This window comes from Rhodococcus sp. NJ-530, assembly GCF_003860625.1.
In the GTDB taxonomy this organism is placed as follows: domain Bacteria; phylum Actinomycetota; class Actinomycetes; order Mycobacteriales; family Mycobacteriaceae; genus Rhodococcus_F; species Rhodococcus_F qingshengii.
On record NZ_CP034152.1, the window covers coordinates 5,806,315 to 5,832,588 of the forward strand.

Here is a 26,274-nt window from a genome sequence, read left to right on the forward strand (position 1 = left end):
CAATTCTCCAGACAGATAGTGGGTGAGTTTCAGGACGAGATCGGGAGGTCGACCAACTCGGCGAGGCGTGCCCGATGCTGATACGCGGTTCCCAGCGACAGCTGATCGCTCTTCGCCCGTTTGAGGTACAGGTGCGCCGGATACTCCCACGTCATTCCGATACCACCATGAAGTTGGACGCACTCCTCCGCAGCATGAACCGCGACGCCGCTGCAGAATGCCTGGGCCACCGTCGCTGCGATCGCCGCATCGGCGTCGCCGCGTGCATAGGTGTCCGCCGCATAGCGTGCTGCCGCGCCCGAAGAGCTGACTTCGAGCCAGAGATCGGCGAGGCGGTGCTTGATCGCCTGGTACGAACCGATCGCCCGGCCGAACTGCTTGCGCTCCTTCACATACGCGAGAGTCGTTTCGAGGCACCACTGAGCTACAGCGAACTGTTCGGACGCCAGAAGTGCGCTTCCGCAGAGCAACGCTTCCTCAACCGCTTGCGCCGCATTGCCGCTGTCGACACGGACCGACGACGAACCCGAGAACTCGACGTCCGCCAATCGGCGCGTCATGTCCAGGGACAGAACCGGCGTGACGGTAGCGTCGGCGATCCGAACGGTGTGCAGCTCCAGACCGCTCTCACCGGCAACCGGAACAACAAGAACATTGGACTCGGCGACGCCGGCAACCGTCGTGACGCTGCCGACGAGTCCACTCGCCGTTGCCTTGACAGTGGGTGTGAAAGTTCCTGGTGCAGTGGACATCGGGACGATCAGAGCAGCCGTCGAATCCCCCGCCGCCAATTGACCGAGCACCTCGGTCTCGCCGGCCTTCAGCAACGCCGTGGTCGCCAGCACAGCGCTGGTGAAGAACGGAACGGGAGCGACCGCACGTCCGATCTCCTCCATCACGACCGCCGCCTCACGCGTCGACGCACCTGCCCCGCCCAGTTCTTCGGGTACCAGCAGTCCCGCCAAACCGAGTTCCGACGCCAGCGACTTCCACAGCCCGGTGAAGTCGGCGGACACGTCGTCGTACGCCGTGACCACGGTGTCGGCACCGGCACGCTCGCTCAGCAGTCGTCTGACGCTGGCTCGCAGATCTTGTTCGGTCTCGGAGTACAACAGATCGGCGCTCATCGGGGTAAGTCCTTCCAGGCGATGTCCTTGTCGACGCGATGCTCGGGCGGCAACCCGAGTACACGTTCTGCGATGACGTTGCGCAGGATCTCCGACGTTCCGCCCTCGATCGAATTGCCCTTGGCTCGCAGGTACCGGTATCCGGGTTCACGCCCGGTGAAGTCGACGGAATCCGGTCGACGCAGCGTCCAGTCGTCGTAGCGCAGACCGGCTTCGCCGTGCAGCTCGAGGTCGAAACCCGAAATCTGCTGAGCCAAACCGGCAAACGCGAGCTTCATTCCCGAGCCTTCGGGGCCGGGCTGGCCGGCGGCGAGCTGCTGGCGCAGTCGCTCACCGGTCAGACGCGCAACTTCGGATTCGGTCCAGAGCCGCATCAACTCGTCGTGCATCGCCGGATTACGCAGCTCGGGCTCGTCACGCCAGGCCTGAGCGACTTTTCCGATCATGCCGCCCTCACGCGGTGCGCCCGAACCGATGGCAACCCGCTCGTTGTTCAGGGTGGTGGTCGCAACCTTCCATCCCTGACCTTCGGCTCCGAGGCGATTGGCGTCCGGAATCCTGACGTCCGTGAGGAATACCTCGTTGAATTCGGCCTCGCCGGTGATTTGGCGCAGCGGACGGACGTCGACGCCCGGATCGGTCATGTCGCAGATGAAGTAGCTCAGACCCGCATGCTTGGAGCGCGACGGATCAGTCCTGGCCACCAGAATCGCCAGCTGCGCGTTCTGCGCACCCGACGTCCATACCTTCTGCCCGTTGACTATCCAGTCGTCGCCGTCGCGGACAGCGCGGGTGGCGACGGCCGCGAGGTCCGAACCTGCGCCCGGTTCACTGAACAGCTGGCAGTAGACCGTCTCCGCAGTCCACAACGGGCGCAGGAACTTCTGCTTCTGCTCCTCGGTACCGAAGGCGGCGATGGTCGGTGCCGCCATGCCGAGTCCGATCCCGTTCTTGCCGGTGGCCGGGCCGGGTGCGCCGGCGGCCTCCAGCTGAGCGTTCACCTGACGCTGAAAGCTCTGCGGTACACCGAGTCCCCCATGACCTTCGGGGAAATGAACCCACGCCAGTCCGGCGTCGAATCGTGCGCCGAGGAAATCCGATACCGACACGCTGTTCGGATCGTTCTCCGCGAGAAGCGTGTTCACCTTGTCGGTGAGATCACGCGATACTGCCTCTTCGTCGAAAGCCATGCCCATTCCTTCGGTTCGAGCGGTGAGCGGACGGTCAGTCCTTCGGTCCACCGGCGACGTAGACGACCTGACCGGAAACGAAGCCCGCGCCTTCGCTGACGAAGAACGACGCGGTGTGCGCGATGTCCTCGGGCTGTCCGACGCGATTGACCGGAATCTGCGAAGCGGCAGCGGTCTTGAAGTCCTCGAAGCCGACGCCCATGCGCTCGGCCGTTGCGGCGGTCATCTCGGTTTCGATGAATCCGGGGGCAATAGCGTTCGCGGTCACGCCGAACTTGCCCAGCTCGAAGGCCAATGTCTTGGTGAAGCCCTGCATTCCGGCCTTCGCAGCGGAGTAGTTGACCTGTCCACGATTACCGAGAGCCGACGTGCTCGAGAGGTTCACGATGCGGCCGAACTTCGCTTCCACCATGTACTTCTGCACCGCACGCGACATGAGGAACGCTCCGCGCAGGTGGACGTTCATCACCGAATCCCACTCGGCAACACTCATCTTGAACAGAAGGTTGTCGCGAGTGATACCGGCATTGTTGATCAGCACGGTAGGTGCACCCAGGTCTGCGGCCACACGATCCACCGCTGCGGCGACCGAAGCCTCGTCGGAGACGTCAGCGCCGACGGCCAGCGCCTGTCCGCCTGCGGCCTTGATCGCGTCGACGGTTCCGGCACACGCCGCTTCGTCGAGGTCGAGCACGGCGACGGCAAAACCGTCTTCCGACAGTCGCTTCGCTACTGCCGCACCGATTCCGCGTGCTGCACCCGTGACAATTGCGGTTCTACGTTCCTGGCTCACTGGCCCTCCATACTTTCGTGATTCGACGGACACCGGACGATCTCGTCAGATCCCGGCCTGATCTGCAATTTCCCTGGCTTTGGCGACCAAGGCGTCAATACGTTCCACGGTGGGAGTTCCGCTCTCGGCGGCATTCTGCGGTTCGTCGCGGGCGCGACGCATCACGCCCTCGGCGATCACGGCAATCTTCCACAGTCCCAATGTGTGCCAGAACTTCAGCGCAGCAGGATCCCGTCCGGTGGCCTCGAGATAGATCCGGGAGATCTCCTCTCGCGAGGGGAATCCCGGGAGTGCCGAGGCCGGGAAATCGCCGCCGGTATTCTCACCAGCCGCCGGCCAGTACGCCAACAAGCTTCCGACGTCCGCCAACGGATCACCGAGTGTGCACAGTTCCCAGTCGAGGGCCGCGACAACTTCGCCGTTGCTCGCCGAGGTGATCACATTGCGTAGGTGAAAGTCGCCGTGCACCAACGTGGTTTCAGTGTGATCCGGCTGGGCTGCAATCAGGCGTCGGGTGAGATCGTCGAGATCAGGGCATTCCCGCGTCTTCGACTGTTCCCATTGACCTCCCCAACGCTTCAACTGCCGTGCAGCGTAGGGCTTGTGGCTTGCCAGGTCGTCGAGACCGGCCTGCTCGAGGTCGACGGCGTGTATCTTCGCCAGCGTCTGAGCGAGCGAGATTCCGATTGCCCGGCGACGATCTTCCGACAACGCCTCCGCAAGAGGCATTCGGTCCACCACTTCGCCGTCCACGAATTCCATGAGGAGCAGCGGAACTTCGGTGACGGCAGGATCCTCGGTCAACCCGAATACTCGCGGCGAAGGTACGTCGGTGGATTCGAGAGCGCTCAGGATTCGAGCCTCACGCGCCACGTCGTGAGCCGAGGCCAGCAGATGCCCCAGCGGTGGGCGTCGTAGCACCCAGCGATTGCCGTCCTGATCGCGAACCAGGTACGTGAGATTCGACTGCCCCAAGCCGATTCGATCGAAGGACAACGGCCCGGAAAAGTCGATCCCCAGGCCTGCGATCCACCCGGTGACCGCTTCGGTATCGAGTCCCACTACTCCGACGCTAGCCACCGACGGACGCTCCCTGCCGGAACGGGAGTGCGTCACCCAACAACTGGCCACCGTCGATGGTCATGATCTCGCCGGTGATCCACTGGGCTGCATCCGAAACCAGGAAGGCAATGGCAGCGGCCACGTCCTCGGGTTCACCGATGCGTCCGAGAGCAGTCGACGCGGACACCGCTTCTTCGTGTTCTTTCCACAGAGCTTCGGCGAGTTTGGTTCTCACCACTCCCGGCGCAACGGCGTTGACACGAATCTTCGGTGACAACTCGAGCGCCAACTGCTTGGTGATGTGGATCAGAGCAGCCTTCGACGCGTTGTACGTACCGATTCCCGCCTCGAACGCCATGCCGCCGATCGAAGCGGTGTTGACCACGGAACCACCGTGCTCGCCCATCCAGGCCCGCGCTGCGAGTCCGGTCCACAGGACTGGAGCCCACACGTTGACGTCGAAAGTCTTGGCGAAGCGCGAGTGATCCTGGTTGATGATCGGCCCGAACGACGGGTTGGTGCCCGCGTTGTTCACCAAGATGTCGAGACTGCCGAAACGCTCGATCGTCTGCTCGACGCACTTGCGTGCAGCATCCTCGTCCGTCGCGTGAGCGCCGACGCCGATCGCGTTGCCGTTCACCTGCGCGGCAGCCGCATCTGCGGATTCCTGTGAGCGCGAAGTCAGTACGACGTTTCCGCCCGCCGCCGCAATCGCCTGCGCGGTCGCGAGGCCGATGCCCCGCGATGCGCCTGTGACGATTGCCGTCTTACCGGTGAGATCCAGTCCTGCCATGTCAGTTCGCCTTGACTTCGCGGTACTTGCGCAGTTCCTGCTTGGCGATGGCGCGCTTGTGCACCTCGTCCGGGCCGTCGGCCAGGCGAAGGGTGCGCATGTGGGCGTAAGCCATCGCGAGCGGGAAGTCGTCGGTGACGCCGCCACCGCCGTGAACCTGGATGGCGCGGTCGATGATCTTGAGCGCGATGTTCGGTGCCGCAACCTTGATGGCTGCGATCTCGGTGCGCGCTTCCTTGTTGCCCACCGTGTCCATCATGTGTGCCGCCTTGAGCGTGAGGAGTCGAACCATCTCGATGTCGATACGAGCCTCGGCGATCCAGTCCTGGATATTCGCGTTGTCACTGACGGGCTTTCCGAAGGTGATGCGGGTGGATGCGCGCTTGCACATCAGTTCCAGTGCGCGCTCGGCCATTCCGATTGCACGCATGCAGTGGTGGATGCGGCCGGGGCCGAGGCGGGCCTGGCTGATCGCGAATCCTTCACCCTCACCGGCGAGAATGTCCTTGGCCGGGACGCGCACGTCCTCGAAAGTGATCTCGCCGTGTCCTTCGCGGTCCTGGTAGCCGAAAACCGGCAGGTTGCGCAGGATCGTGACGCCGGGAGCATCGATCGGCACGACCATCATCGACTGCTGACGGTGGGTGGCGGCATTGAAGTCGGTCTTACCCATGACGATCAGAACCTTGCAGTTCTGGTGCAAGGCGTTGGAAGCGAACCACTTACGGCCGTTCAGCACGTACTCGTCGCCGTCACGGTCCATACGGAGCTGGATGTTGGTGGCGTCGGAGCTGGCAACCTCGGGCTCGGTCATCGCGAAAGCGGAACGAATTTCGCCTTCGAGAAGCGGCTTGAGGTACTTCTCCTTGTGCTCGTCGGTGCCGAAGAGCGTGAGCACCTCCATGTTTCCCGTGTCCGGAGCGGCGCAGTTGGTGGCCTCGGAGGCCAGGTGGCTGCGGCCCATGATCTCCGCGAGCGGTGCGTATTCCAGGTTGGTCAGGCCGGGGCCCCATTCGGGATGGGGATGGAAGAGGTTCCACAGCCCGCGGGCCTTGGCTTCCTTCTTCAAGTCGTCGATGATCGGCGGCTGAAAGTGCGGGTTACCGGACTCACGCATCTGCTCTTCGTAGACCGCTTCGGCCGGGTAAACGTGCTTGTCCATGAAATCGAGCAGTTCGGCCTGGTACTTCTTGGTGCGATCCGAGAACTCAAACACTGACATGTGAACTCCTGACAGAGAGGGAAGGAAAATTGGGGGCTCGATGTTCGAGATGGCTGTTGACACCCTCGACGACATCCGGGCCGTGAAATGCGTTCAGCATCAGCGATTCCGCACGCCTGGCGGAATCGGTGAAGGTCGAGTGCGCGTCGGCACTCATCTGAGATTTGATGACGAAGAGGGACGTCGGCGAGCAGTTCGCCGCGATGTCCTCGGCGTAAGCAATCGCCGCATCCAGAACGTCACCGCCGGTGACCAGGTGGTCGATCAGACCGATGCGGTACGCCTCGTCGGCGTCCACCATCCGGCTGGAAAGCAGAAGATCGACTGCTCGACTGTGCCCGACCAAGCGGGGCAACATCCAGGAGATGCCGTACTCCGCAATCAGGCCTCGACGCGCGAACGCGGTAGTGAATCGTGTTGCGCTCGAACCGAAACGAACGTCGCAGTACAGAGCCTCGACCATTCCGAGCCCGGCAGCGACGCCGTTGACGGCGGCGATCAGCGGCTTGCGGATGGTGGTCGGGAAATGACGGTCTCGCGGCCGGACAAGATCACTTTCGGAGACTTCGCCGACGTTCTTCAAATTGCCGAGGTCAGCACCCGAGCAGAATCCTCGGCCGGAGCCGGTGACAACAATTGCTCGGACACTGGGATCTTCGTCTGCCACGGCCAGAAAGTCGTAGTACTGATCTTCGAGCTCGTTGGTCCACGCGTTGAGAACGCGGGGCCGATTGAATGTCAGAACCAGCACCGCTCCTCTCTGCTCGGAGAGGACGAGTTCCTCGGTCATCGTGTTCCCGCGAGGAGCGACGCCTGGTACCGGCGCATCCCGCGCAGCCAACGGTCGTAGTCGGCGCCCTTCTGCCGGTACATGTCCAGCACGTTCTTGTGCGGAAGGATGAGAAATTCTTCGGCATCCACTGCCGCAAGAACGATTTCGGCGCATTCGGCAGGCTCGAGAACATTGCCTGCCGCAAGCACGGCTCCGGTTGCGGCCTTGCCGACCGGATCGCCGGAGTTCTCACCTTCGTAGAGGAGCTTGGTGTTGACGCCCATCGGGCACAAGCAACTGACGCGAACGCCCTGATCTCCGTAGGTGATCGAGAGCCACTCGGCAAACGCGACCGCGGCATGTTTGGTCACCGAGTACGCGGCGGACCCGACCTGACTGAGCAAGCCGGCCGCAGAGGCCGTGCTGATGAAGTAGCCCTCCCCGCGCTCCGTCCAGCCGGGGACGAGGAGCCTGGCAGCGCGAATGTGGGCGCGAACGTTGACGTCGATCGTCGTGTCCCAGACGTCTTCACTGATGTCGAGGCCCATGCCACCGGTAACGCCGGCATTGGCGAAGTAGAGGTCGACCGGGCCGAATTCCTTTTCCGCCTGCGCGATCAGGCCCGCAATGACCGTCTCGTCGGAGACGTCGCCACCAGCAGACACGGCCGCTCCGGGACGCTCCGCGTTGATCGCCTCTGCTACTGCCGAAGCTGCTGCCCCGTCCAGGTCAGCCACTACGACGCGAGCACCCTCGGCAGCCAGTCGCTCGGCCAGTGCACCGCCGATTCCCCCGCCGCCACCGGTGACAATTGCTACCTTCTGGGCAACCTTCATGAGCGATTCCTCTCGCTTGCGTCATACCTACGCGCTGACAGTGATCCACGTCTCCCCTCATGTATAGTTGAATCCGGCGTCAGTTTCAACCGTCGAATCGCGACGGTCACCCGAACGGCCCGTTCCGTCCTCCTGAACTGCGAGTAAAGGGATAACGATGACTGAAAACCAATTGCCCGTCCGCCCGTCCACCTTCGCCGAGCTCGAGAAGCTCATCGGCCAGGAACTTGGCCCGACGGAGTGGTACGACATCACCCAGGAGCGCATCAACGCGTTCGCCGAAGCCACAAACGATCATCAGTGGATTCATGTCGACCCGGAACGAGCCGCATCGAGCCCGCTCGGCAGCACGATCGCGCACGGACTCTTCAGCCTCTCACTGGGACCCCAGTTCTCCTACCAACTCATCCACTTCGACGGCTTCGCCCACAGCCTCAATTACGGCTACGACAAGGTTCGCTTCCCCGCTCCCGTTCCCGTGGGATCCCGGGTCCGCATGCGCGCAACCGTCGTGTCCGCGGAGCAGTTGCCCGGCGGAATCCAAGTGAAGATGAGCCAGGTGGTCGAGCGCGAGGGTTCCGACAAGCCCGTCGTGGTCGCCGAATCCGTCGCTCGCGTCGTCGAAAAGAGCTGAACCGAAAAGAGCTGAACCGAGACTGGGACGCCCGGCCGCTCGAACATCGATGCAGCCGGGGCGGCCCACCTCGTCAGAGACGGTCGGGGAACTTCAGAGCGTTCGCCCACAGATCGGTCACAGTGGCGACAATCTGATCGAACTCCGGTGAACGCCCGTCCACCTCACCCTCACGAAGGGTGAACAGACTGTAGGCGAGTCGACTCACCATGCCGGACAGAGCAATCGACGCCGTCATCGGATCCAGCGTCGTGTCCGCGATGCCGCGGGACTGCAGATCTGCAATCCCGCGGGCATTACGGCGTATGAACGCATTGGCACGCTCGCTGCGGAACTTCCGAAACTCCGGGTCGATGTGAGCAACCTGCTCCATGAGCCCCATCAACTTCGCATTGCGTTGATACGCGGCCAGATACGCTCGATTACTTGCCTCGAGCACGGCGTACGGATCGTCCGCGCTCGCAACGCGTCCCATGCCCGGGTGCATCATGTCGTCTCGCGCGACCTCGAGGACGGCGGCGAACACCTCTTCCTTGTTCGCGAAGTACGTGTAGAACGATCCCGTCGCGCAACCGGCTTCTTTTGCGATGTCGATCAAACGTGCATCGAGATAGCCGCTGCGCTCGAAAACCTTACGGGCAGCAGCAACCAATGCCGCACGCGTGCGTGTCCCCCGCTCGGTGGTCGGTCGATCCCGGAGCAGCGCGGGCGGAGCCACCGGTAAGGCGGCAATTCGCGATTCGTCGTCGAGCACGGTGCGCTCCTCATCCTTCCGATCAACATCATTTTCGGGACAATCCCAGCAGACTCGATGTTGACGCCGGATTCAAGTGTACGCTCTGGTGAGACCCAGGACACACAATCGGTCGATTCCTCCCGAAAGGCAGAACCATGGTTAGCGTTCTCGACCCGGTGACCCGTCACGCGGAAGCCACTCCGGAAAATATTGCAATTCGCGGCACGGATAATCATTGGACATACCGACAGCTCCACGACGCGTCTCTGGCGTTTGCCGGCCGCATTCGCGACGAAGGGTTGAGCATCGGCGACCGGGTTCTGCTCGCGGCGCCGTCGGTGCCTGAATTCATCGTGGCGTACATGGGGATTCAGGCTGCAGGTTGTGTCGTGGTGCCCATCAACACGATGTCGGCGCAACCCGAAGTCGAGTACGTACTGGACGACGCCGAGATTTCGCTGGCGATCGCCTGGCACCAGCTCGGTCCCGCAGTTCAGGATGCAGGGAGTGCGCGCGGCGTCCCGGTGTGGACGCTCACCGAAGAATCGGCGAAGGCCGACCATCCACCGGCAACGGTGGTCGACCGCGACACAGCGGACACCACGGCGATTCTCTACACCTCCGGTACCACCGGACGTCCGAAGGGCGCTCAGCTGACGGTCGGGAATCTGTTGTCTGCCGGTGAGATCGGCGCCGAGAGCAGCCGCGGAAATCCCTCGGACCGCACCGGTACCGGACTGCCGCTCTTTCACATCTTCGGCCAGGGTTCGGTCATGATGGCAACCTTCACCGGCGGCGGATCACTATCCCTGCTCGCCCGGTTCGACCCGGCCGCCATGCTCGACCTGGTGCGTCGGGACAAGCTCACCATCATGGCGGGCGTCCCCACCATGTGGAATGCCATGCTGCACGCCGCAGCCGACGTGGACAGCTCCGACTTCGAACAACTGCGGATCGCAATCTCCGGTGGCGCATCACTTCCCGGTGAAGTCGCTCGCGCCTTCGAAGCACGGTTCAACTGCACAATCCTCGAGGGCTACGGCCTGACCGAGACGAGCGCATTCGGAACTTTCAACAGCATCGACCGCGTCGCAAAGATCGGATACACCGGCCGCGCCGTACCGCGCACCGAGGTCGAGGTCCGTGATCACGACGGAAATGTCTGCCAGGCAGGCACAGTGGGCGAGGTATTCATCAAAGGACCGACGGTCATGAAGGGCTACTGGAAGCGCCCGGCCGACACGGCCGCCGTCCTGTCCGACGACGGATGGTTCCGCACCGGAGACCTCGGCGAGACCGACGCCGACGGTGACCTTCGCATCGTCGACCGCGTCAAGGACCTCATCATCCGCGGTGGATACAACGTCTATCCAGGCGAGGTCGAAGAGGTGCTCTACCAGCACCCCGACATCATCGAGGCCGCGGTGATCGGTATACCCGACGACTACTACGGCGAGGAGGTTGCGGCGGTGGTGGCCGTGCGCCCAGGCTCCGACCTCGAAGCAGATGACGTCACCTCGTGGGCTCGGGAACGTCTGTCCGCCTACAAGATTCCGCGGGTCGTCCAGTTCATCGACGCGCTCCCGAAGGGTTCGACGGGAAAGATCCTCAAGCGATCGATCGACCGCACCGAACTCCTCGCCCAGAAGCAGAACTGAAAACACAGGTGAACCCCGGCGAGATTTCGCCGGGGTTCACCTGTCCATGCGCTCAGAGTGCCCTGTCCATGCGCTCAGAGTGCGTCGAAGTACTCGATCTGCGGGGCGCCTGCGAGGAAGGGCGCCATCGCCTTTCCCGCGGCCTGGAAATGCTCGGACGATCCATGGGCCTTGATCGCAGCACTGTCTTGATACAGCTCCATGAACTTGTACGAATTCGTATCCGTCTTCGAGCGGATCAGTTGATACAGAACCGTTCCGGGCTCTTCCGTGCGCACCTTCTCGGCAAGTTCGGCGACTACGGCTTCGAACTGTTCGCCGCTTCCGTCTTTGACGGTGATATCCGCGATGACAGCAATCATTCATTCCTCCAAAAGTGTTCCAGCAGTATTCGAGTGTTACCGAGAACCTACAGTTTCACTGCATGGGCAGTAGTCCGAACGTCGATTCCAACTGACTGCGAGTGCTTTCCGCATCGGTGTGGAGAATGCCGGCGATCCCCAATCGTGCCGCGCCGTCGAGGTTCTGTTGCAGGTCGTCGATCATCACGGCGCCTTCGGGCGCAACACCCAGCCGCTCGCACGCGATGGTGTAGATCTGACGAGAGGGCTTACGAATCCCGACTTCCGAGGAGATCACCACTTCGTCGGCGAGGTCCTCGAGCACAAAACCCGCGTAGCAATCACGCCCGAAAGCATTGGACACGAGCGCAACAGGGTGACCCGCCGCTCGGACGTCCGCAATCAGTCGCACCATCTCTTCGTCTCGGACAAGCCCGGCCTGCATACGGTCGACCAATCCTTCGCTGTCCACGACGGCGCCGTGCGCTCGTAGCCGTTCCCCGAATCCTGCTTCGAAGGCCTCCTGGTCGATCTTTCCGGATTCGTGATCGGAGAGCAGTCGCTTCGAGACGTCGTCGCGGGAGAGCAGGGTCAACGGAAGTCGTGGGTCGCCCCCAAGCGAGGCTCCGAAATCTTCGAAGGCTCGCAGCACACTGGAGGTGAGAACTCCACCGAAATCGACGAGCACTGCCGTACGCGTGGGTGTCATTGCTCCATCAGACACCAAACATGAACCCGGCGTCAACATCAATTTCGGCGTAGCGAGAATTGCAAAGTGTTGATCCACAACCGGTTGACGGTATCGAGCAGACCGTCGAAGGTCACTCCGGCGGCGCCGTCCTCGCCGCCGCGGGATACGAAGTACCCGAACGCAAGTCGACTGATCATCCCGGAGAGTGCCCGAGACGTCAGTAGCGGATCCAGATTCGCGTCCGCCAGTCCGGCCTTCTGCAGCTTCTCGATACTGCGCGCGTTGCGTCGAACAAACGCGTCAGCACGCTCGAGGCGGAGAACCCGGAACTCCGGATCGATGCTTGCTACCTGCTCGAGCAGTCCCATCAGCTTCGCGTTCCGTCGGTACGCCTCGAGGTACGCGCGGTTACTCGCCGCGATGACCTCAGCAGGATCCGCGCCTTTCGGAGTGTGCGGCATACCCGGATGCATCATGTCTTCGCGTGCCAACTCCATCACTGCCGCGAAGATCTCTTCCTTGCTCGCGAAGTAGGTGTAGAAAGTACCGGCCGAGCACTGCGCCTCCACAGTGATGTCGATCAGCCGCGAGTCCAGATAGCCGGACCGTTCGAAAACGGTGCGGGCCGCATCGATCAACGCTCGACGCGTACGCAAGCCACGCTGAGTGGAGGGGAGTTCCCGTGACACTGTCGACGAAGCATCTTCGGAGCCTATGCGTGCTGCAGCCATGCTCCAGTTATACGTCAGACGCCCGCTACCGGTGACGGATAGCGGGCGTCTGCTCGAAACCGAAAGAGTTACTTGGCGTACAGGTGCGCGCCCGGAATTGCGTTCGGATCGTCCCGAACTTCCTTCGGGTTGGTCTCTTTCAGCACCCAGGCACTGAAGAAGGTCACCAGACCCATGAGGGCTACGAACACGGCAACCCATGTAGTGGTCCCGGTCTTCGCGATGAGTGCCGTCATGATGAACGGAGTACCACCGCTGACCGTGATCGCCGCCAGCTGGTACGCCAACGATGCTGCCGAGTAACGCACGTTGGGCGCGAACAGCTCACCCATGTATGCCGCGATCGGCCCGTAGGTCATCGACTGGAACACGCTGCCGACTGTCACCGCGATGAAGAACAGCGGCAGGGACTTGGTGTTGATCAACCAGAAGTACGGGAATGCCCAGACCACGATCGCCGCGGCGCCGATCAGGATCATCGGACGACGACCGATCTTGTCGGACATCTTCCCGGACCACAGCACCACGCCGACTGTCAGCAACGCGCTCAGGAGCGAGATGATGAGCAGTGAGTTCCGCTTCAACCCCAGTTCGGTTGTGCCGTAGCTGAGCACGCCGGCGATGCTGATGTAGAACAGTGCATTGGTGGCGGCCAGAAGTCCGCAACCGAGCAGAATCTTGCGCCAGTGATCCTTGAGCGCCTGCGCCAGTGGAGCCTGAACGACGACGTCCTTTTGGTTCTTCTTGGCGTCTTCCTGCAACTCGAGGAATTCCGGCGTGTCCTCGACCTTCGTCTGGATGTACAGAACCACAGGGAAGAGCAGCGCGCTGGCGAAGAACGGAACTCGCCAACCCCAGCTCAGGAATGCATCATTGGAAATGGTCGCGGTCGCGACGAGGAAGACCAGGTTGCCAAGCACTACACCGAACGAAACACCCATCTGACCGAAAGTGCCTGAGAATCCGCGCTTCTTGGGACTCGCTGATTCGGTGAGGAGAAGGACGATTCCGCCCCACTGGCCACCGCAGGCGAGACCTTGGATGAATCGCAGTGTCACGAGGAGAATCGGAGCGACTACGCCGATTGCCGAAGCACTCGGAATCGCGCCGATCAGGAACGTCGCGATAGCCATCAGCAACAGGCAGGTGACGACGGCGGGCTTACGTCCGTACTTGTCGCCGAAGTGTCCGGCGACCAAACCGCCGATGGGGCGGGCAACGAAGCCGGCCCAGAACGTACTGAACGAGAGCAGTGTGCCCATCAGTGCGGATGAATCGGGGAAGAACACATGCGGAAAGACCAGTGCCGCAGCCGTTCCGTACAAGAAGAAGTCGTACCACTCGATGGAACTGCCGAGCAGTCCCGCGCCTAGAAGTTTGCGGTGCGCCTTCTTCTTCTTCCGTTCCTGATCGGACAGGCCCCCTGCCTGCGTGCTCGAATCCACTGCCGATCTCGTCATGGGTTACTCCTCGATGGGTCGGACGCTCGTCGCGCCGGGAGTTGAGAAGCGGAACCGGGCCAGAAGTAGAAACTGACACCAACTTCAACTCTGTGGCGTTGCGATCAGTCTGCGATACAAAAAGAGTGATGTCAATCACTGAAATGCATTGCCGCATAGGGGACTAAATCCCCTACCGATGCTCGTCAGCCACCACGACGAATGGCCGGCTCACCTTGTCGGCGGCCGGCAATTCGTTTGTCAGGTAGATCTAGTTCGGTACCCGAAGTTCACGACGAAGAATCTTGCCGCTCACTGTTTTCGGCAGGTCGTTCATTACCTCGACGATGCGTGGATACTTGTATGCTGCAAGCCTTTCCTTGCAGAACTCGACCAGATCCTCGTTGGTCGCCTCGAAACCATCCTTGAAGGACACGAAGGCCTTCACGGTTTCGCCGCGATACGGATCCATGACACCGACGACAGCAGCCTCTCGTACGGCAGGGTGTTCGTAGAGAACATCTTCCACTTCGCGTGGCCACACTTTGAAGCCCGAGGCATTTATCTGATCCTTCATCCGGTCGACGATGTAAAACCAACCGTCGCCGTCCATGAATCCGATGTCGCCGGTGTGAAAACGCCCGTCCGGCATGGCATGTGCGGTCTCGTCCGGCTTGTTCCAGTATCCGAGTGCAACCTGGGGACCGGAGACCACGATCTCGCCGTACTCTCCGACCTGTACCGGCTTGTCGTTCTCGTCCACCACCTCGGCGTACGTATTCGATACCGGTACGCCGACAGCAACGGCCCCCGACGCCGGATCTACCGGCGCTTCACGCGAATTCGGCACCACGATTGCCGGGCTGTTCGTCTCGGTCAGCCCGTAGCCGTTGTGAATGTAGTGACCGAACTTCGCCCGGAACGCTTCCAACGCCGCGTGCGGGATCGGCGCGCCACCTGAATACACCGACTCGAGAGAGCTCAAAGATTCCTTCGAGACTGCGGCGCTGTCCGTCCACGCGATGAATACCGTGATCGCTCCGATGATCGCGGTAGCCCGATGCTCCGAAATCGACTCCGCTGCAACGATGGGATGGAATCGGCAAGTCAGAATCGTGGGCGCGCCGGCCAGGAGTGGAGCCGCGACGTGCCCGATCAACCCGGTGATATGGAACAGTGGCGCCACCGCGAACATCGCGCCGCCGGGGCGCAACCCCAGCCAGTCCCGATAGATCTGCGCTGCGAACACGACATTTGAGTGCGTGTTCATCGACCCCTTCGGCGGGCCGGTCGTCCCCGACGTATAAGGAAGGTAGGCAAGGTCTTCCGGAGACAGATCGACCTTCTCGGGCTTCTGCCCTCGATGAGCCTCGATCAGTTCCAGTAGATCCGGAAATCCATCATGACGAATCCTGGACGCCGAACCGAAGATCCGTTCATCGTCGCGCGACTGAAAATCCCGTTCCGACGTAGTGATGACCCGTCGCACTTCGGTGCCCTCGGACGCAGTCGCCACGGTCTCGGCCGAGGACTCGAGACAGATGACTGCTACCGCTCCGCTGTCGGCCAGTACGGTGGACAGCTCACGGTCGCGGTACATTGGATTGACCGGAACGACGACGGCACCGAGCTTCCAGACCGCGACTGTCGCGATCACGAACTGCGGAACATTCTGCAGGACAAAGGAAACTCTGTCGCCGAACCCGATTCCGTCCACGGCGAGGGCTACCGCAAGCGCGTCCGACATCTCGTCGAGTTCGGCAAAGCTGACGGTCCTGTCGAAGTACCTGATGATCGGGGCGGTGCGATCGCGCTCCAGCGAAGCACGGAACATCGCGAGGGCGTTGGCATGCTCGATGTCCACGTTCGGCGGAGTGTCGGCGTCGTAATTGGCGAGCCAGGGCTTGCTCTCGTACACGTTGGTCATATCTCAGCTCTCGAAGTACCGACGTGGGTTGTCCACCAGCATCGCCTTGACCTGGTCTTCGGTGACACCACGTTCGAGCAGCGCCGGAATGACATCATCACTGATATGGGTGTAGTTCCAGTTCGGAAGTGCCACTTCTCTTGCCGCGCTGGGGAAGTAGTCGATGAAACACGACGCGTCATGTGCCAGAACCATCTTCTCCGCGTAACCGCGACGGGCCATCTCCACCACGGTGTTGACACGATCCTCGAACGACAGGAACGGTTCGAGACCAAAACGGTCCATCCCCAGTAGCGAACCGGCATCGGCCAGCGCACACAGGTAATCGAGATCGGTGGTGTCGCCGGAGTGACCGATGACCACCTTGGTCAGATCCGCACCCTCTTCGGCCAGAACCTTCTGCGCGACCAGCCCGGATTCAGTGTGCGGGTTGGTGTGCACGGTGATCGGCACTCCCGTTTCCACCTGCGACTGTCCGACCGCGCGCATGACCCGCTCGACGCCGGGGGTAAGGCCCGGCTCCTCGATGGCGCACTTCAGGAAGGAGGCTCGGACACCGGTTCCGGCGATTCCTTCCCTGATGTCCTTGACGAACAGTTCGACCATCGGCTCGGGGCCGTCGAACAGCAATCCCGGTCCGGTGTAATGGAATTGGAAGGGAATGTCGTTGTAGGTGTAGATGCCGGTAGCAACGATGATGTTGAGATCGACCTGCTCGTTGATCCGGACGATTCGCGGAATGTACCGGCCGAGGCCGATCACTGTGGGATCGACGATCGTGCTGATTCCGCGGGACTTCACCTCGGTCAGCTTTGCTACTGCGTCCGCTACCCGCACTTCCTCGTCCCAGGGTTCGGGGTAGTCGGGGTAGTTCTGGCGCAACTCCTCACCCAGAACGAAGACATGCTCGTGCATCAACACCTTTCCCAGATCAGCTGTATCCACCGGCCCACGAACGGTTTGTACTGAACTCATCGATCGAACCCCTGACTGTGATCGCCATCACTAACATGAGACAATGAGCTAGTGTGTCTCACGTGGCCAGGTTCGTCAATAGGCTCGATCCCCCGAGGCTCACCATTTTTCAACGGCCGAAATTGTGCAGTACCGGACAACCGGAGAGAATGTCCCGATGCCTACCGACCTCGAACGCCGACGCGCGATCGACACCGCCGCGAGCATGTACCTCGCGGAGGAACCACTCGACATGTCACTGCTCGCCGAACGTCTCGGCGTAGGCCGCGCGACGCTGTACCGCTGGGTCGGCAACCGCGACGAACTGCTCGGAACAGTGCTGGCCGAGGCCACCGAACGGACATACCGAAAGGCGATGTCACAGGCGTCGGGGCAAGGTCCGGAGTACATTCTCGACGTCTTCGGCCGCGTTATGCGATCGGTGGAATCGTCGACAGAACTGCGCGCGCTGACCAAACGCGAACCGATGGTGTTCATCAAACTCGCGATGATGCCCGGCTCCATCGAATCGATCTCCGCCTCCATTACCGCCGAAATCCTGCAATCCCAGGTCGACGCCGGCCAGCTGACGATCACGCTCTCGCCGCAAGTGCTGGGCGAAGCCCTCGTTCGCATCTGCGACGTACACCTCTACGCCCCCCTGCTCGGCCGAGAAAAGGCCGAGATCGAGACAGCCCTCGACCTGATCGCACTGCTCCTCGGCGTCACCCGCAACTGACACGCTTCGACCGCGTGAACACTACGGCGACACACCGGCCACCCGAGTCCTCAGACGTCTGATGAGTTGTTACTCTTTCGGTACCCACCCGAGAGGCAAGCCGTGTCCGACGACCACACAGGATTCACACTTCGCAGTGGTCCGCTGGTACCGCAACTCGAACAGTTGCTGCGCGGGCGAATCATGCATGGAACGTGGGCGCCGTCCGAGCGCATACCGAGCGAGGCGGCCCTCGCCGTCGAACTCGGCGTCGGGCGTTCCTCGATTCGCGAGGCAATCCGCCTCCTCGCTCGCGACGGACTACTCGAAGTCCGACACGGCGTCGGAACCTTCGTGGCTGCCGCGTCCGAACTCGAGCACGTCGACGAATTCACCAAACTTCTTCGACGCTCGAGGATCCTCGAGGTCTTCGAAGTCCGTCGCGCACTCGAGATCGAGGCCGCCAGACTGGCCGCGGAGCGGGTACAACCCGAGGACCTCGACGGCCTGCGGCGTCGACTGACCATGCGACACAGTCATTTCGAGGGTGATGTCGAGAAGTTCGTCGACGTCGACCTCGACTTCCACACCGAAGTCGTTCGACTGTCAGGAAACGCAGTTCTGCTCTCGCTTTTCACGTCGGTGCGTCCACTCCTTCGTGAATCCCTCGTCGAGATGATGGCCCACGAGGCCGGCGTCCCCGACACCTCACATGCCCATGATCAGTTGGTCGAGGCCCTTCAAGACGCCGACCCAGAAGCCGCGGTAGCGGCAACTCGAGCAAACATCGACACCGTCCTACGACGACTGCGTGTGCTCGACGCCTAAGAGAGGTTAGTTCTCGTGCAACACCCCACCGGCACAGTTCTGTCGACCGAACACGTGGATCTCGTCCGCGACGGCCGATACTTGTTGAAAGACATCAACATTTCGATCGAACCCGGACAACACTGGGTCCTCCTCGGCGCGAACGGCGCGGGCAAGAGCACGCTTCTGAGCCTGCTCGGAGCAACCGCCCACCCGACTCGCGGTTCCGTTTACGTCCTCGGCCACAAGTTGGGCCGCGTCGACATGAGGGAACTGCGGATGGACATCGGGCACGTGAACCCTCGTCACACGATCGGAATTCCGATCACCGTCCGCAACGTCGTGATCACCGGCCTCACCAACACCACCGAGGTGATGCCGCGCTGGTCACCGACGCCGGAGCAAGAGGCTCACGCCGACGCACTGATCGATCTACTCGGAATGAGTCTGCGTTCAGACGCGCTGTGGCCCAACTTGTCCCAAGGCGAACGGGGACGAGCCCTGATCGCCCGCGCACTCATGGTCGAACCGCGCCTGCTTCTGCTCGACGAACCGGCGACCGGGCTCGATCTTGCTGCACGCGAACAACTCTTGACGGCACTGGACGACCTCCGCAATCAGAACCCGTCACTTGCCAGCATCCTCGTGACGCACCACATCGAGGAGATCCCCAGCACCACCACACATGCTCTTCTGATCAAGGACGGCGTCGTGACCGCCAGCGGCCTCGCCGAGGATGTGATCACCACCCAGAACATCAGCGAGTGCTTCTCGCATCCCATCGAGATCGAGCGTCGTGGTGGTCGGTGGAATGCTCAGTCGCGGCCACGCGAAAGAGTGTGACCGACAGTAGTTTCAGAGACGTCTGGCGCCGGGTCCCTCCCGGCCCAGTTCGTCTCCAGGGTTGAGCAGGTTGCATGTTTTCAGTGACAGACACCCGCAGCCGATACAGCCCGTCAGTTCGTCCTGCATCCGGTTGATGGCCTGCTTGCGATCCTCGAGGCGCTGATTCCACTCCGTGGAAATCTTGCGCCAGTCCTTCTTCGTCGGAGTTCGCCCCTGCGGCAACGATCCGAATACTTCGGCAACTTCGGCCAGGGGTATCCCGAATCTGACTGCCAACTGGATCAGCGACACCCGCCGGATCGAATGCCGCGGGAACTTCCTCATATTTCCTGCCGTCCGCTCCGCAGGAACCAGACCGAGTGTTTCGTAGTAGCGCACAGCCGACACGGCGACGCCAGTGCGCTCCGATACCTCGCCGATCGAGAGAAGTTCGTCACTCTTACGGATCATTCTGCCTCCCAATGGCTGCGCGACATTGACCTGAAGCGCACTTGAGATTCTACCTTCGACAACATGCACTCCCCCACCGATGCTCCCACCGGAACCTGGCGGCAGCTCCTGAGCGGTCGATACCTCGGCACCGCTACCGTCCTCGCAGGCGGCGTTGCGCTGTACGCGACCAACGTCTACCTGACGACCAGCCTGCTTCCGACTGCCATCGACGACATCGGCGGTCAGCAGTACTACGCCTGGACCGCGACGGTCTTCCTCATTGCTTCCGTCATCTCTTCGATGTTGGTCACCAACGTCCTCGCCGCCAGGGGACCGCGCGGGGCCTACCTGATCGGCCTCGCGATCTTCGCGCTCGGCACCGTTGTCTGTGCGGTCAGCCCGACGATGGAATTGCTGTTGGTCGGCCGCACGATCCAGGGTTCGGGCGGTGGCCTGCTGGCCGGTCTCGGTTACGCCGTCATCAATGCCGCGCTCCCCAGACATCTGTGGACTCGCGGGGCCGCGCTGGTTTCGGCGATGTGGGGAGTCGGCACCTTCGCCGGCCCTGCAATCGGCGGTGTCTTTGCTCAGTTCGGAGCCTGGCGATGGGCTTTCGGCGTCCTGGTCATCGCGACGATCGCAGTCGCCGCTCTCGTCCCCAGCGCGCTACCGGCACATGAACCGGGCAGCACCACCAGTAGCCCGGTGCCGGTCCTCTCGCTGGCATTGCTGACTGCGGCAGCTTTGCTGGTCAGCGTTGCCGGAATTCTGTCCAACCTCGCCGTGACCGCCGCAATGGTTCTCGCCGCTGTGCTGCTACTGATCGCTTTTGTCGCCGCTGACCGTCGCTCGCGCCACGGCGTACTACCGCCGTCGACGTTCAACTCGTCATCTCTCAAATGGGTGTACCTGACCATCGTCGTCCTCGCCGTCGCGTCGACCGTCGAGACGTTCATTCCACTCTTCGGGCAACGACTTGCCGGCCTGGCGCCTCTCGCGGCCGGATTCCTCGGGGCCGCACTCGCTCTCGGCTGGACTCTCGGCGAAATCCCGAGCGCCTCGGCCACGACCCCTCGTATCGTGCGACGAATCGTTGTCAGCGGTCCGATCCTCGTCGCGATCGGGTTGGGCATCATGGCAGCATTTCTCACCGAACACGCCGGCGCCGGTGCGATGGTCGCGTGGGTGATCGGACTGCTGTTCGCCGGCGTCGGAATCGGCATCGCCTGGCCTCATCTTGCAGTCGGGGCGATGACCTCGGTCACCGATCCCGGAGAAGGTGCGCGTGCCTCGGCTGCCATCAACACCGTTCAGCTGATCGCCAATGCCTTCGGTGCAGCCCTGGCCGGAGTGCTGGTCAACATCGGCGAACCGTCGACGCTTCGTTCTGCGCAATTGCTTCTCTTCACCTTCGCCGCTGTCTCGATCATCGGCATTGCCGTGGCAGCTCGCGCACTTCCGCGAACGCCCGACAAAATCGGCAGCCCCGAAATCGTTCACGACGCTCGCTAAACTGTGAGAAACCCACACGGAGGAGTTGGCCAGTGACAGAACCGGATCCGGGCACAGTGGAAACCGACTTCCCGAAGACGGGAGCTCCCGCACAGCGCGCGCTGATCGCAGCGGGTTACACCCATCTCGCGCAGCTGACGTCCGTGTCCGAGAAGGAAGTCGGCGCTTTGCACGGGATGGGACCGAAGGCCTTGAGGATTCTGCGCGAAGCACTCGCCGAACGTGGTCTGAGCTTCGCCGACTGAGCTCTCACATCAGACCAGGCTCGCCCGCACCTGGTTGCCACCTTCGCGCTTCGCTTCGTACATCACCGAGTCCGCGACGCGGAAGAGTTCGGCAAAAGCAGCGTCGACTGACTCACCCGGATTCCGGGGCGCGGTGCGGACCGCCATTCCGATGCTCGCGCTCGTCGGAGGGTCATCGTTCGCTCCGTCCATCGCGGAGCGGATCTGTCCTTCCAGCCTGGAGATCACGCTGACCGGTACCCGTTCGACCACGACGAACTCGTCACCGCCCATACGAGCAGTCAAGGCGGACTGGGTTGTCCACAAACGGATGCGCAGTGCAGTTCGCATGATCGTGCTGTCTCCTACGTCATGGCCGTGAACGTCGTTGATCGTCTTGAAGCGATCGAGGTCGATCACCACTACGAGCAGTGCATCCGCTTCGGTGACCGGAGCGCCCATCAAGTCGTTCACCCGACGCGCCAATCCGCGACGGTTGAGCAGTCCGGTCAACGGGTCGATGTCGGAGGTAGTGGCATCCGAACCCAGGACCGCCAGAACAATCTGTGACACAACAGGAATCACGATGATCGTAGCCAGCACAACCGAGATCTTCGCCAGTCCCAAGCCGACGTCCGCTGCTGGCCCGAACAACAAAGTCCACCCCGAAAGCACCGTGACGGTCGAGGCGAAGACCAAGTGACCGACTTGGAGTTTCGGATTGTGGAAGAACGCGATGTAGCCGCCGATCGACGCGAAAACGACGCACGCGATGAGTCGTCCCAGCGGTTCCGAGTCGGTTGCGGCCGCCGCCGCAATCGCGACGTCGGAACCCACGACAAAGGTGTACGACCACAGCGGCGTAGGCGGAAACAGCCACCAGATCAGGGCCGCGCCGAGGCACAGCGCGATGACCGCCAGATTGACCGCTCGCCAGAACGTACCTTGCGGACCGACGTCACTGAATCGCGCCGACAGCAACACCAGCCCCATCCAGAATGCTGTTCCGCCGACCAGCGCCCGGCAGGAAGTCAAGAACCCGCGGTCCTGGAGGTACCTGCTGAAACTGTGGAACTGGTCCGGCAACTGCCACCAGCGCATGACAACGTCGACCAAACCGTTCATCGCCGATCAGCCGATGCAGCTCCGCAACTTTTGGGCGTACTTCGACGAAACGGACTCGCTGATTTCCCCCCGGAGCACACTGGCATATCCGGCAGCATAGTCAGCGGCGACAGACAAAAACCGTTCTGCCGGATTTGAATCGGTCGATCAACTCAAAGCGTCGTAGGCCGCCGATACGTACTGCGCCGATCTCTCGGAACCGAGCAGACCCGGCCCCATCTTGTTCATCACGTACGAGAACGTCATGCGCTTCTCGGTGTCGATGATGATCTGCGAGCCACCCCAACCTCCCCAGAAGCAGATTCGCCCCTCCGGAATGAACGGGACGGACTCGGGCGTCGGCAATCCGAATCCGACACCGAAGCGGACCGGCACGCCGAGGACGAGGTCGACCCCGTACGACTGCTCCTCGAAGATCTTGTCGATCGTTTCCTCCGACAGCAAGCGAACGTCACCGACCTTGCCACCGCACGCGATCACCGATTGGATCCTTGCGAGTGCCCTCGCATTCGAATGACCGTTGGCCGCACCGATCTCGGCGGCGCGCCACCCGTCGGTCCACGAACCTGTAGCGTCAGCCGGCGGCGCGGTGAATGTCTTCACCATGATGTTGTCCATCCCGAGTGCCGCGATGTCGATCGGCAAAGGCGGTGGCGCAATCACATTCGAGACTCGCCCGTATTCCGACTTCGGCAAGCCCAGGCGGAAATCAGCATCGAGCGGGCCAGCGATTTCCTCGTCGATGAAGCTACCGAGGGTTCGTCCGTCGATGCGCCTGACGACCTCGCCGATCAGGTGGCCATAGTTGAGGGCGTGGTATCCGGATGCCGTACCCGGTTCCCACCACGGAGCCTGCGTCGCCAACCGGGCGGTGGCATATTCGTCGTCGCAAATGTTCTCGAGGGTGAACGGTTGATCCCACCCCGACACACCCGAGGTGTGCGACAACAGTTGCCGGACCCGAATTCGGTCCTTGCCCGCTGCTGCGAATTCCGGCCAGTACTGCGCGACCGGGGCGTCGAGATCAAGCAACCCGCGGTCGACGAGCATGAGCGCGGCCAGTGCGGTCACGGTCTTGCTGCAGGACCAGACATTGGTAACGGTGTCGCGAGACCAAGGAGCAGTGTGCTCGACGTCGACCCAACCGCCCCACATGTCGACGACGGATTCGCCGTCGATCGTCAGTGCGATCGCTGCCCCGACGTCCTCGCCGGAATCGAGATTGCGTGCCAGCGCCTCCTTCAAGCCAGAGAATCGCTGGTCACATACGCCTTCGATGTTCGCCACTGACAGCCTCCACAGGAATGATGAAACTTGACGTCAACTTCAACTATGTCGAGTATGTGTCCGATTCACCTGTGGTGTCAATCACTTCAAGTGCCAGAGTCGGCTCAGACCAACGGGATTCCCTTGGCGATGCGCCGACGCAGATCCCAGAGATAGAAGTTGTAGGGAAACATCCGCAGAATCTTCGGACTGAACCGATTGACCAGCGCGGCGACGCGCATGGATCGGTCGAAGTTACGCTGCTGACGCACTGACCACGGGAGCCGCATTTCGTCACGAAAGGCTTGGGGCAGGAACCCTGTGGTGACAAATCGGTTGAGCGGACCGACCACGGGATGCAACAACTTCGGCGTGAAGGTCGCCGACGCGATCCCGTAGAGATGCTCACGAATCGTCTCGTCGATCGCCACCTTGTCGAGGTTCTCGTTCCAGTAGACCTCGAACGCGTCCCGGTCCGCCGGCCACATGTCGCGTCGCATCTGAAGGGTTGTACCGAACGTGGCGCTGCGCTGATAGAACGCATCCCGGGTTACCGGATCGAGATCCCCGTACAAGATTTTGTAGACGTCCTCGAAGCCTCGGTACAGGCAGGCGGCTACCCACAACTGCAGTTCGGGATCGAACGCGTTGTATTCGACCGCGCTGTTCTCATCGGAGCGAACGTGCTTGTGAGAGCCGTTGACTGCGCGTCGGTACAGCTTCTTTTCTTCGTCCGTCGCCAGGCTTGCGACGGCGAGATACGTCAGCGTCGTCCGGGTTCGCTTCACCGGATGCCGATCCAACCGACCCGTCTCGACCTTGCTCTCATACACGCCGTACCCCACCGCCGGGCGCGCCAACTGCATGATGACGTTGGCGCCTGCGGCCAACAGTCCGAGCCCGGACATCGCCTTTTCAACCTCGGCGTCGATGTCGACCGCCTGGACGCCGACCGCTCCGATGCCGCCTGCCACCGCTTCCTCGCGCCCGCCCGTCGAATCCCTACTCACCGTCATGGCAGAACCCCTTCGAAGTCATATCTGCGAACGCATGTTCTCAGATGAGTGAAACGCTGAAATGCCGAGATGTCAAGCAATCTCGGGATGCAAAGATGGTCTTCATGAATGACCAACCGCGTTCGTACGGTGGCGTCGACGGCGCGCTCCGCGTAGCCCAACGACGGGGTGCGCTGATCGAGGCCGGTCTGGAACTCATGGGCTCCGCCGAGCCCGAACTGACGGTCCGCGGAGTGTGCAAGAAGGCCGGTGTCGCGGCGCGGTACTTCTACGAGAGCTTCACCGATCGTGATGCTCTGATGTCGGCCGTCTACGACACCGTCATCACGGACATCGCCGTTTCAACCCAGGCTGCAGTGGACGCCGCCGAGACCGAACGCGGCAAGGCGCTCGCTGGAATCGCGAATATCGTCCGCACTATCGCGAACGATCCCCGTCGCGGACGTCTACTGTTCTCCAGCGCCCTGACGAGCCCTGTCCTGGCCGAGAAACGCCAAGCGTCGACGACGATATTCATCGGTCTCCTGGCCGCCAACGCGAAGACCTTCTACCGATTGAACGACAGCGGTCATCTGACCCTGACGGCCACGTTCCTGGTCGGCGGCCTGGCGCAGACCCTCAGTGCATGGCTCGACGGGTACATCGACGTGACGGAAGAAGAACTGGTCGCCGAATGTGCGGCGATCCTGCTCGCACCCGCCCTGCCGCCGTCTTGAGCTCCTGCATTCAGTCCCAGATCCCGATGTTGTCGAGGTGAGCGAGAAGTCGAGCAGCGCCGTCGGAGAACTGCAGACTCATCTGCGCGTCCACCTGTTCTCGATCGTGCTTCTCGAACGCCGCGATCAAAGCATCGTGGCTCGATACCGCAAGCTCACCCCAGCCTGGATCCGTCGCGTAGAGACGAGCAGGGGTGTACCGAATCGCGCCGAACAGGAACCATGCCAACTTCGCACCACCCGCAGCGCGATTGATCAGGCGATGGAACTCGAATTCGCACTGCTCGATCGCAGCTGCATCCGAAGCGTCGACCGCCGCTCGCAAATCGGCATTGAGTTCCGCGAGTTCCGCGAGTTGATCAGCGGTGATGCTGTCCATCGCCCGCAACGCCAGCTTGACCGCGATCTGCCCCTGCAACCAGAAGATGTCTTCGATGTCCTGGCGACTGAGGGGCGAGACGAGATAGCCGCGATGCGGAACCAACTCGACCATCCCCTCGCCGCGTAATGCGACGAGGGCTTCTCGCACCGGCGTGACGCTGACCCCGAGGTCGGCCGCGGTTTCGTCCAGCCTGACGAACTGGCCCGGACGGACCGAGCCGGACATGATCAGGTTGCGAACGTGGTTGGCCACGTCCTCCGACAACTGTGGCCGTCTCCTCAGCTCAGATGTCGCTCTCCGAGTGCGTGCAGACGTTGCCACAAC

General features: G+C 62.0%; 28 protein-coding genes. 8 read left to right on the forward strand and 20 right to left on the reverse strand.

What is annotated here, in order from left to right; all coding sequences use genetic code 11:
- Positions 1-29: 29 nt before the first annotated feature.
- The 8 genes from EHW12_RS27145 to EHW12_RS27180 are packed head-to-tail and all read right to left on the reverse strand — an operon-like array spanning position 30 to position 7,795.
- Positions 30-1,127, reverse strand: coding sequence for an acyl-CoA dehydrogenase family protein (locus EHW12_RS27145; RefSeq protein WP_125052187.1), 1,098 nt, complete (start codon positions 1,125-1,127; stop codon positions 30-32).
- Positions 1,124-2,317: an acyl-CoA dehydrogenase family protein gene (locus tag EHW12_RS27150; RefSeq protein ID WP_030536036.1), complete on the reverse strand. Its 1,194-nt coding sequence runs from the start codon at positions 2,315-2,317 to the stop codon at positions 1,124-1,126. The genes EHW12_RS27145 and EHW12_RS27150 overlap by 4 nt, the downstream gene beginning before the upstream one ends.
- A 34-nt stretch (positions 2,318-2,351) precedes the next feature.
- Positions 2,352-3,110, reverse strand: a complete 759-nt coding sequence (gene fabG, locus EHW12_RS27155) for a 3-oxoacyl-ACP reductase FabG (RefSeq protein ID WP_042446291.1) — start codon at positions 3,108-3,110, stop codon at positions 2,352-2,354.
- Positions 3,111-3,155: 45 nt separating this feature from the next.
- On the reverse strand, positions 3,156-4,190 hold the full coding sequence (locus EHW12_RS27160) for a phosphotransferase family protein (protein ID WP_039973187.1): 1,035 nt from the start codon (positions 4,188-4,190) through the stop codon (positions 3,156-3,158).
- On the reverse strand, positions 4,183-4,965 hold the full coding sequence (locus EHW12_RS27165; RefSeq protein WP_007730827.1) for an SDR family oxidoreductase: 783 nt from the start codon (positions 4,963-4,965) through the stop codon (positions 4,183-4,185). The genes EHW12_RS27160 and EHW12_RS27165 overlap by 8 nt, the downstream gene beginning before the upstream one ends.
- A 1-nt stretch (position 4,966) precedes the next feature.
- Complete coding sequence (locus EHW12_RS27170) at positions 4,967-6,187, reverse strand: acyl-CoA dehydrogenase family protein (RefSeq protein ID WP_019745701.1); 1,221 nt, start codon at positions 6,185-6,187, stop codon at positions 4,967-4,969.
- Positions 6,174-6,977, reverse strand: coding sequence for an enoyl-CoA hydratase-related protein (locus EHW12_RS27175; RefSeq protein ID WP_042446294.1), 804 nt, complete (start codon positions 6,975-6,977; stop codon positions 6,174-6,176). The genes EHW12_RS27170 and EHW12_RS27175 overlap by 14 nt, the downstream gene beginning before the upstream one ends.
- The gene (locus EHW12_RS27180) at positions 6,974-7,795 is read right to left on the reverse strand and encodes an SDR family oxidoreductase (protein ID WP_003942864.1); all 822 of its coding nucleotides are present in this window, start codon (positions 7,793-7,795) and stop codon (positions 6,974-6,976) included. The genes EHW12_RS27175 and EHW12_RS27180 overlap by 4 nt, the downstream gene beginning before the upstream one ends.
- A gap of 157 nt (positions 7,796-7,952) precedes the next feature.
- On the opposite strand from EHW12_RS27180, the gene EHW12_RS27185 reads away from it, so the two are divergent.
- Positions 7,953-8,429, forward strand: coding sequence for a MaoC family dehydratase (locus EHW12_RS27185; protein WP_003942878.1), 477 nt, complete (start codon positions 7,953-7,955; stop codon positions 8,427-8,429).
- Positions 8,430-8,502: 73 nt separating this feature from the next.
- On the opposite strand, the gene EHW12_RS27190 is transcribed toward EHW12_RS27185, so the two are convergent.
- Positions 8,503-9,183: a TetR/AcrR family transcriptional regulator gene (locus tag EHW12_RS27190; protein WP_007730821.1), complete on the reverse strand. Its 681-nt coding sequence runs from the start codon at positions 9,181-9,183 to the stop codon at positions 8,503-8,505.
- Between the two features lie 137 nt (positions 9,184-9,320).
- On the opposite strand from EHW12_RS27190, the gene EHW12_RS27195 reads away from it, so the two are divergent.
- The gene (locus EHW12_RS27195; protein ID WP_007730820.1) at positions 9,321-10,823 is read left to right on the forward strand and encodes an AMP-binding protein; all 1,503 of its coding nucleotides are present in this window, start codon (positions 9,321-9,323) and stop codon (positions 10,821-10,823) included.
- A 74-nt stretch (positions 10,824-10,897) separates the two neighbouring features.
- Here EHW12_RS27195 and EHW12_RS27200 read toward each other — a convergent pair whose 3' ends face one another.
- From EHW12_RS27200 to EHW12_RS27225, 6 genes are all read right to left on the reverse strand, one after another.
- Complete coding sequence (locus EHW12_RS27200) at positions 10,898-11,185, reverse strand: putative quinol monooxygenase (RefSeq protein WP_007730819.1); 288 nt, start codon at positions 11,183-11,185, stop codon at positions 10,898-10,900.
- A gap of 55 nt (positions 11,186-11,240) precedes the next feature.
- A complete protein-coding gene (locus EHW12_RS27205; RefSeq protein WP_007730818.1) occupies positions 11,241-11,873 on the reverse strand; it encodes an HAD family phosphatase in 633 nt (210 codons plus the stop codon).
- Between the two features lie 38 nt (positions 11,874-11,911).
- Positions 11,912-12,586, reverse strand: coding sequence for a TetR/AcrR family transcriptional regulator (locus tag EHW12_RS27210; RefSeq protein ID WP_125052189.1), 675 nt, complete (start codon positions 12,584-12,586; stop codon positions 11,912-11,914).
- A gap of 68 nt (positions 12,587-12,654) precedes the next feature.
- Positions 12,655-14,046 (reverse strand): MFS transporter, encoded by a 1,392-nt coding sequence (locus EHW12_RS27215; RefSeq protein ID WP_042446310.1) that lies wholly within the window; start codon positions 14,044-14,046, stop codon positions 12,655-12,657.
- Between the two features lie 250 nt (positions 14,047-14,296).
- Positions 14,297-15,952, reverse strand: a complete 1,656-nt coding sequence (locus EHW12_RS27220) for an AMP-binding protein (RefSeq protein ID WP_125052191.1) — start codon at positions 15,950-15,952, stop codon at positions 14,297-14,299.
- Positions 15,953-15,955: 3 nt separating this feature from the next.
- A complete protein-coding gene (locus EHW12_RS27225; RefSeq protein WP_003943005.1) occupies positions 15,956-16,927 on the reverse strand; it encodes a phosphotriesterase in 972 nt (323 codons plus the stop codon).
- A gap of 157 nt (positions 16,928-17,084) precedes the next feature.
- Between EHW12_RS27225 and EHW12_RS27230 the strand changes: the two genes are divergently transcribed.
- The 3 genes from EHW12_RS27230 to EHW12_RS27240 all read left to right on the forward strand — a co-directional run bounded on the left by EHW12_RS27230 (position 17,085) and on the right by EHW12_RS27240 (position 19,274).
- Positions 17,085-17,645 carry a QsdR family transcriptional regulator gene (locus tag EHW12_RS27230; RefSeq protein WP_003943195.1) on the forward strand — a complete coding sequence of 187 codons (561 nt, stop codon included), beginning with the start codon at positions 17,085-17,087 and terminating at the stop codon, positions 17,643-17,645.
- 102 nt (positions 17,646-17,747) lie between these two features.
- Entirely contained in the window at positions 17,748-18,452 is a 705-nt protein-coding gene (locus tag EHW12_RS27235; protein ID WP_003943086.1) for a FadR/GntR family transcriptional regulator, read from the forward strand.
- 15 nt (positions 18,453-18,467) lie between these two features.
- Positions 18,468-19,274 (forward strand): ATP-binding cassette domain-containing protein, encoded by an 807-nt coding sequence (locus tag EHW12_RS27240; protein ID WP_125052193.1) that lies wholly within the window; start codon positions 18,468-18,470, stop codon positions 19,272-19,274.
- A gap of 12 nt (positions 19,275-19,286) precedes the next feature.
- Here EHW12_RS27240 and soxR read toward each other — a convergent pair whose 3' ends face one another.
- Entirely contained in the window at positions 19,287-19,727 is a 441-nt protein-coding gene (soxR, locus tag EHW12_RS27245; protein WP_003943238.1) for a redox-sensitive transcriptional activator SoxR, read from the reverse strand.
- A 63-nt stretch (positions 19,728-19,790) separates the two neighbouring features.
- On the opposite strand from soxR, the gene EHW12_RS27250 reads away from it, so the two are divergent.
- Both EHW12_RS27250 and EHW12_RS27255 read left to right on the forward strand, forming a co-directional pair.
- Positions 19,791-21,221: an MFS transporter gene (locus EHW12_RS27250; protein WP_116057761.1), complete on the forward strand. Its 1,431-nt coding sequence runs from the start codon at positions 19,791-19,793 to the stop codon at positions 21,219-21,221.
- 32 nt (positions 21,222-21,253) lie between these two features.
- Positions 21,254-21,466 (forward strand): DNA-binding protein, encoded by a 213-nt coding sequence (locus EHW12_RS27255; RefSeq protein ID WP_125052195.1) that lies wholly within the window; start codon positions 21,254-21,256, stop codon positions 21,464-21,466.
- Between the two features lie 9 nt (positions 21,467-21,475).
- Here EHW12_RS27255 and EHW12_RS27260 read toward each other — a convergent pair whose 3' ends face one another.
- The 3 genes from EHW12_RS27260 to EHW12_RS27270 form a co-directional block, all read right to left on the reverse strand.
- The gene (locus tag EHW12_RS27260) at positions 21,476-22,570 is read right to left on the reverse strand and encodes a GGDEF domain-containing protein (protein WP_042446343.1); all 1,095 of its coding nucleotides are present in this window, start codon (positions 22,568-22,570) and stop codon (positions 21,476-21,478) included.
- 147 nt (positions 22,571-22,717) lie between these two features.
- Positions 22,718-23,857, reverse strand: a complete 1,140-nt coding sequence (locus tag EHW12_RS27265) for a serine hydrolase domain-containing protein (RefSeq protein ID WP_064687848.1) — start codon at positions 23,855-23,857, stop codon at positions 22,718-22,720.
- 104 nt (positions 23,858-23,961) lie between these two features.
- The gene (locus EHW12_RS27270; protein WP_223304557.1) at positions 23,962-24,852 is read right to left on the reverse strand and encodes an oxygenase MpaB family protein; all 891 of its coding nucleotides are present in this window, start codon (positions 24,850-24,852) and stop codon (positions 23,962-23,964) included.
- A gap of 44 nt (positions 24,853-24,896) precedes the next feature.
- On the opposite strand from EHW12_RS27270, the gene EHW12_RS27275 reads away from it, so the two are divergent.
- Entirely contained in the window at positions 24,897-25,568 is a 672-nt protein-coding gene (locus EHW12_RS27275; protein WP_080712722.1) for a TetR family transcriptional regulator, read from the forward strand.
- A 10-nt stretch (positions 25,569-25,578) separates the two neighbouring features.
- Here the strand turns inward: EHW12_RS27275 and EHW12_RS27280 are convergent, their stop codons facing one another.
- Positions 25,579-26,271, reverse strand: a complete 693-nt coding sequence (locus tag EHW12_RS27280; RefSeq protein WP_125052198.1) for a GntR family transcriptional regulator — start codon at positions 26,269-26,271, stop codon at positions 25,579-25,581.
- Between the last annotated feature and the right edge of the window lie 3 nt (positions 26,272-26,274).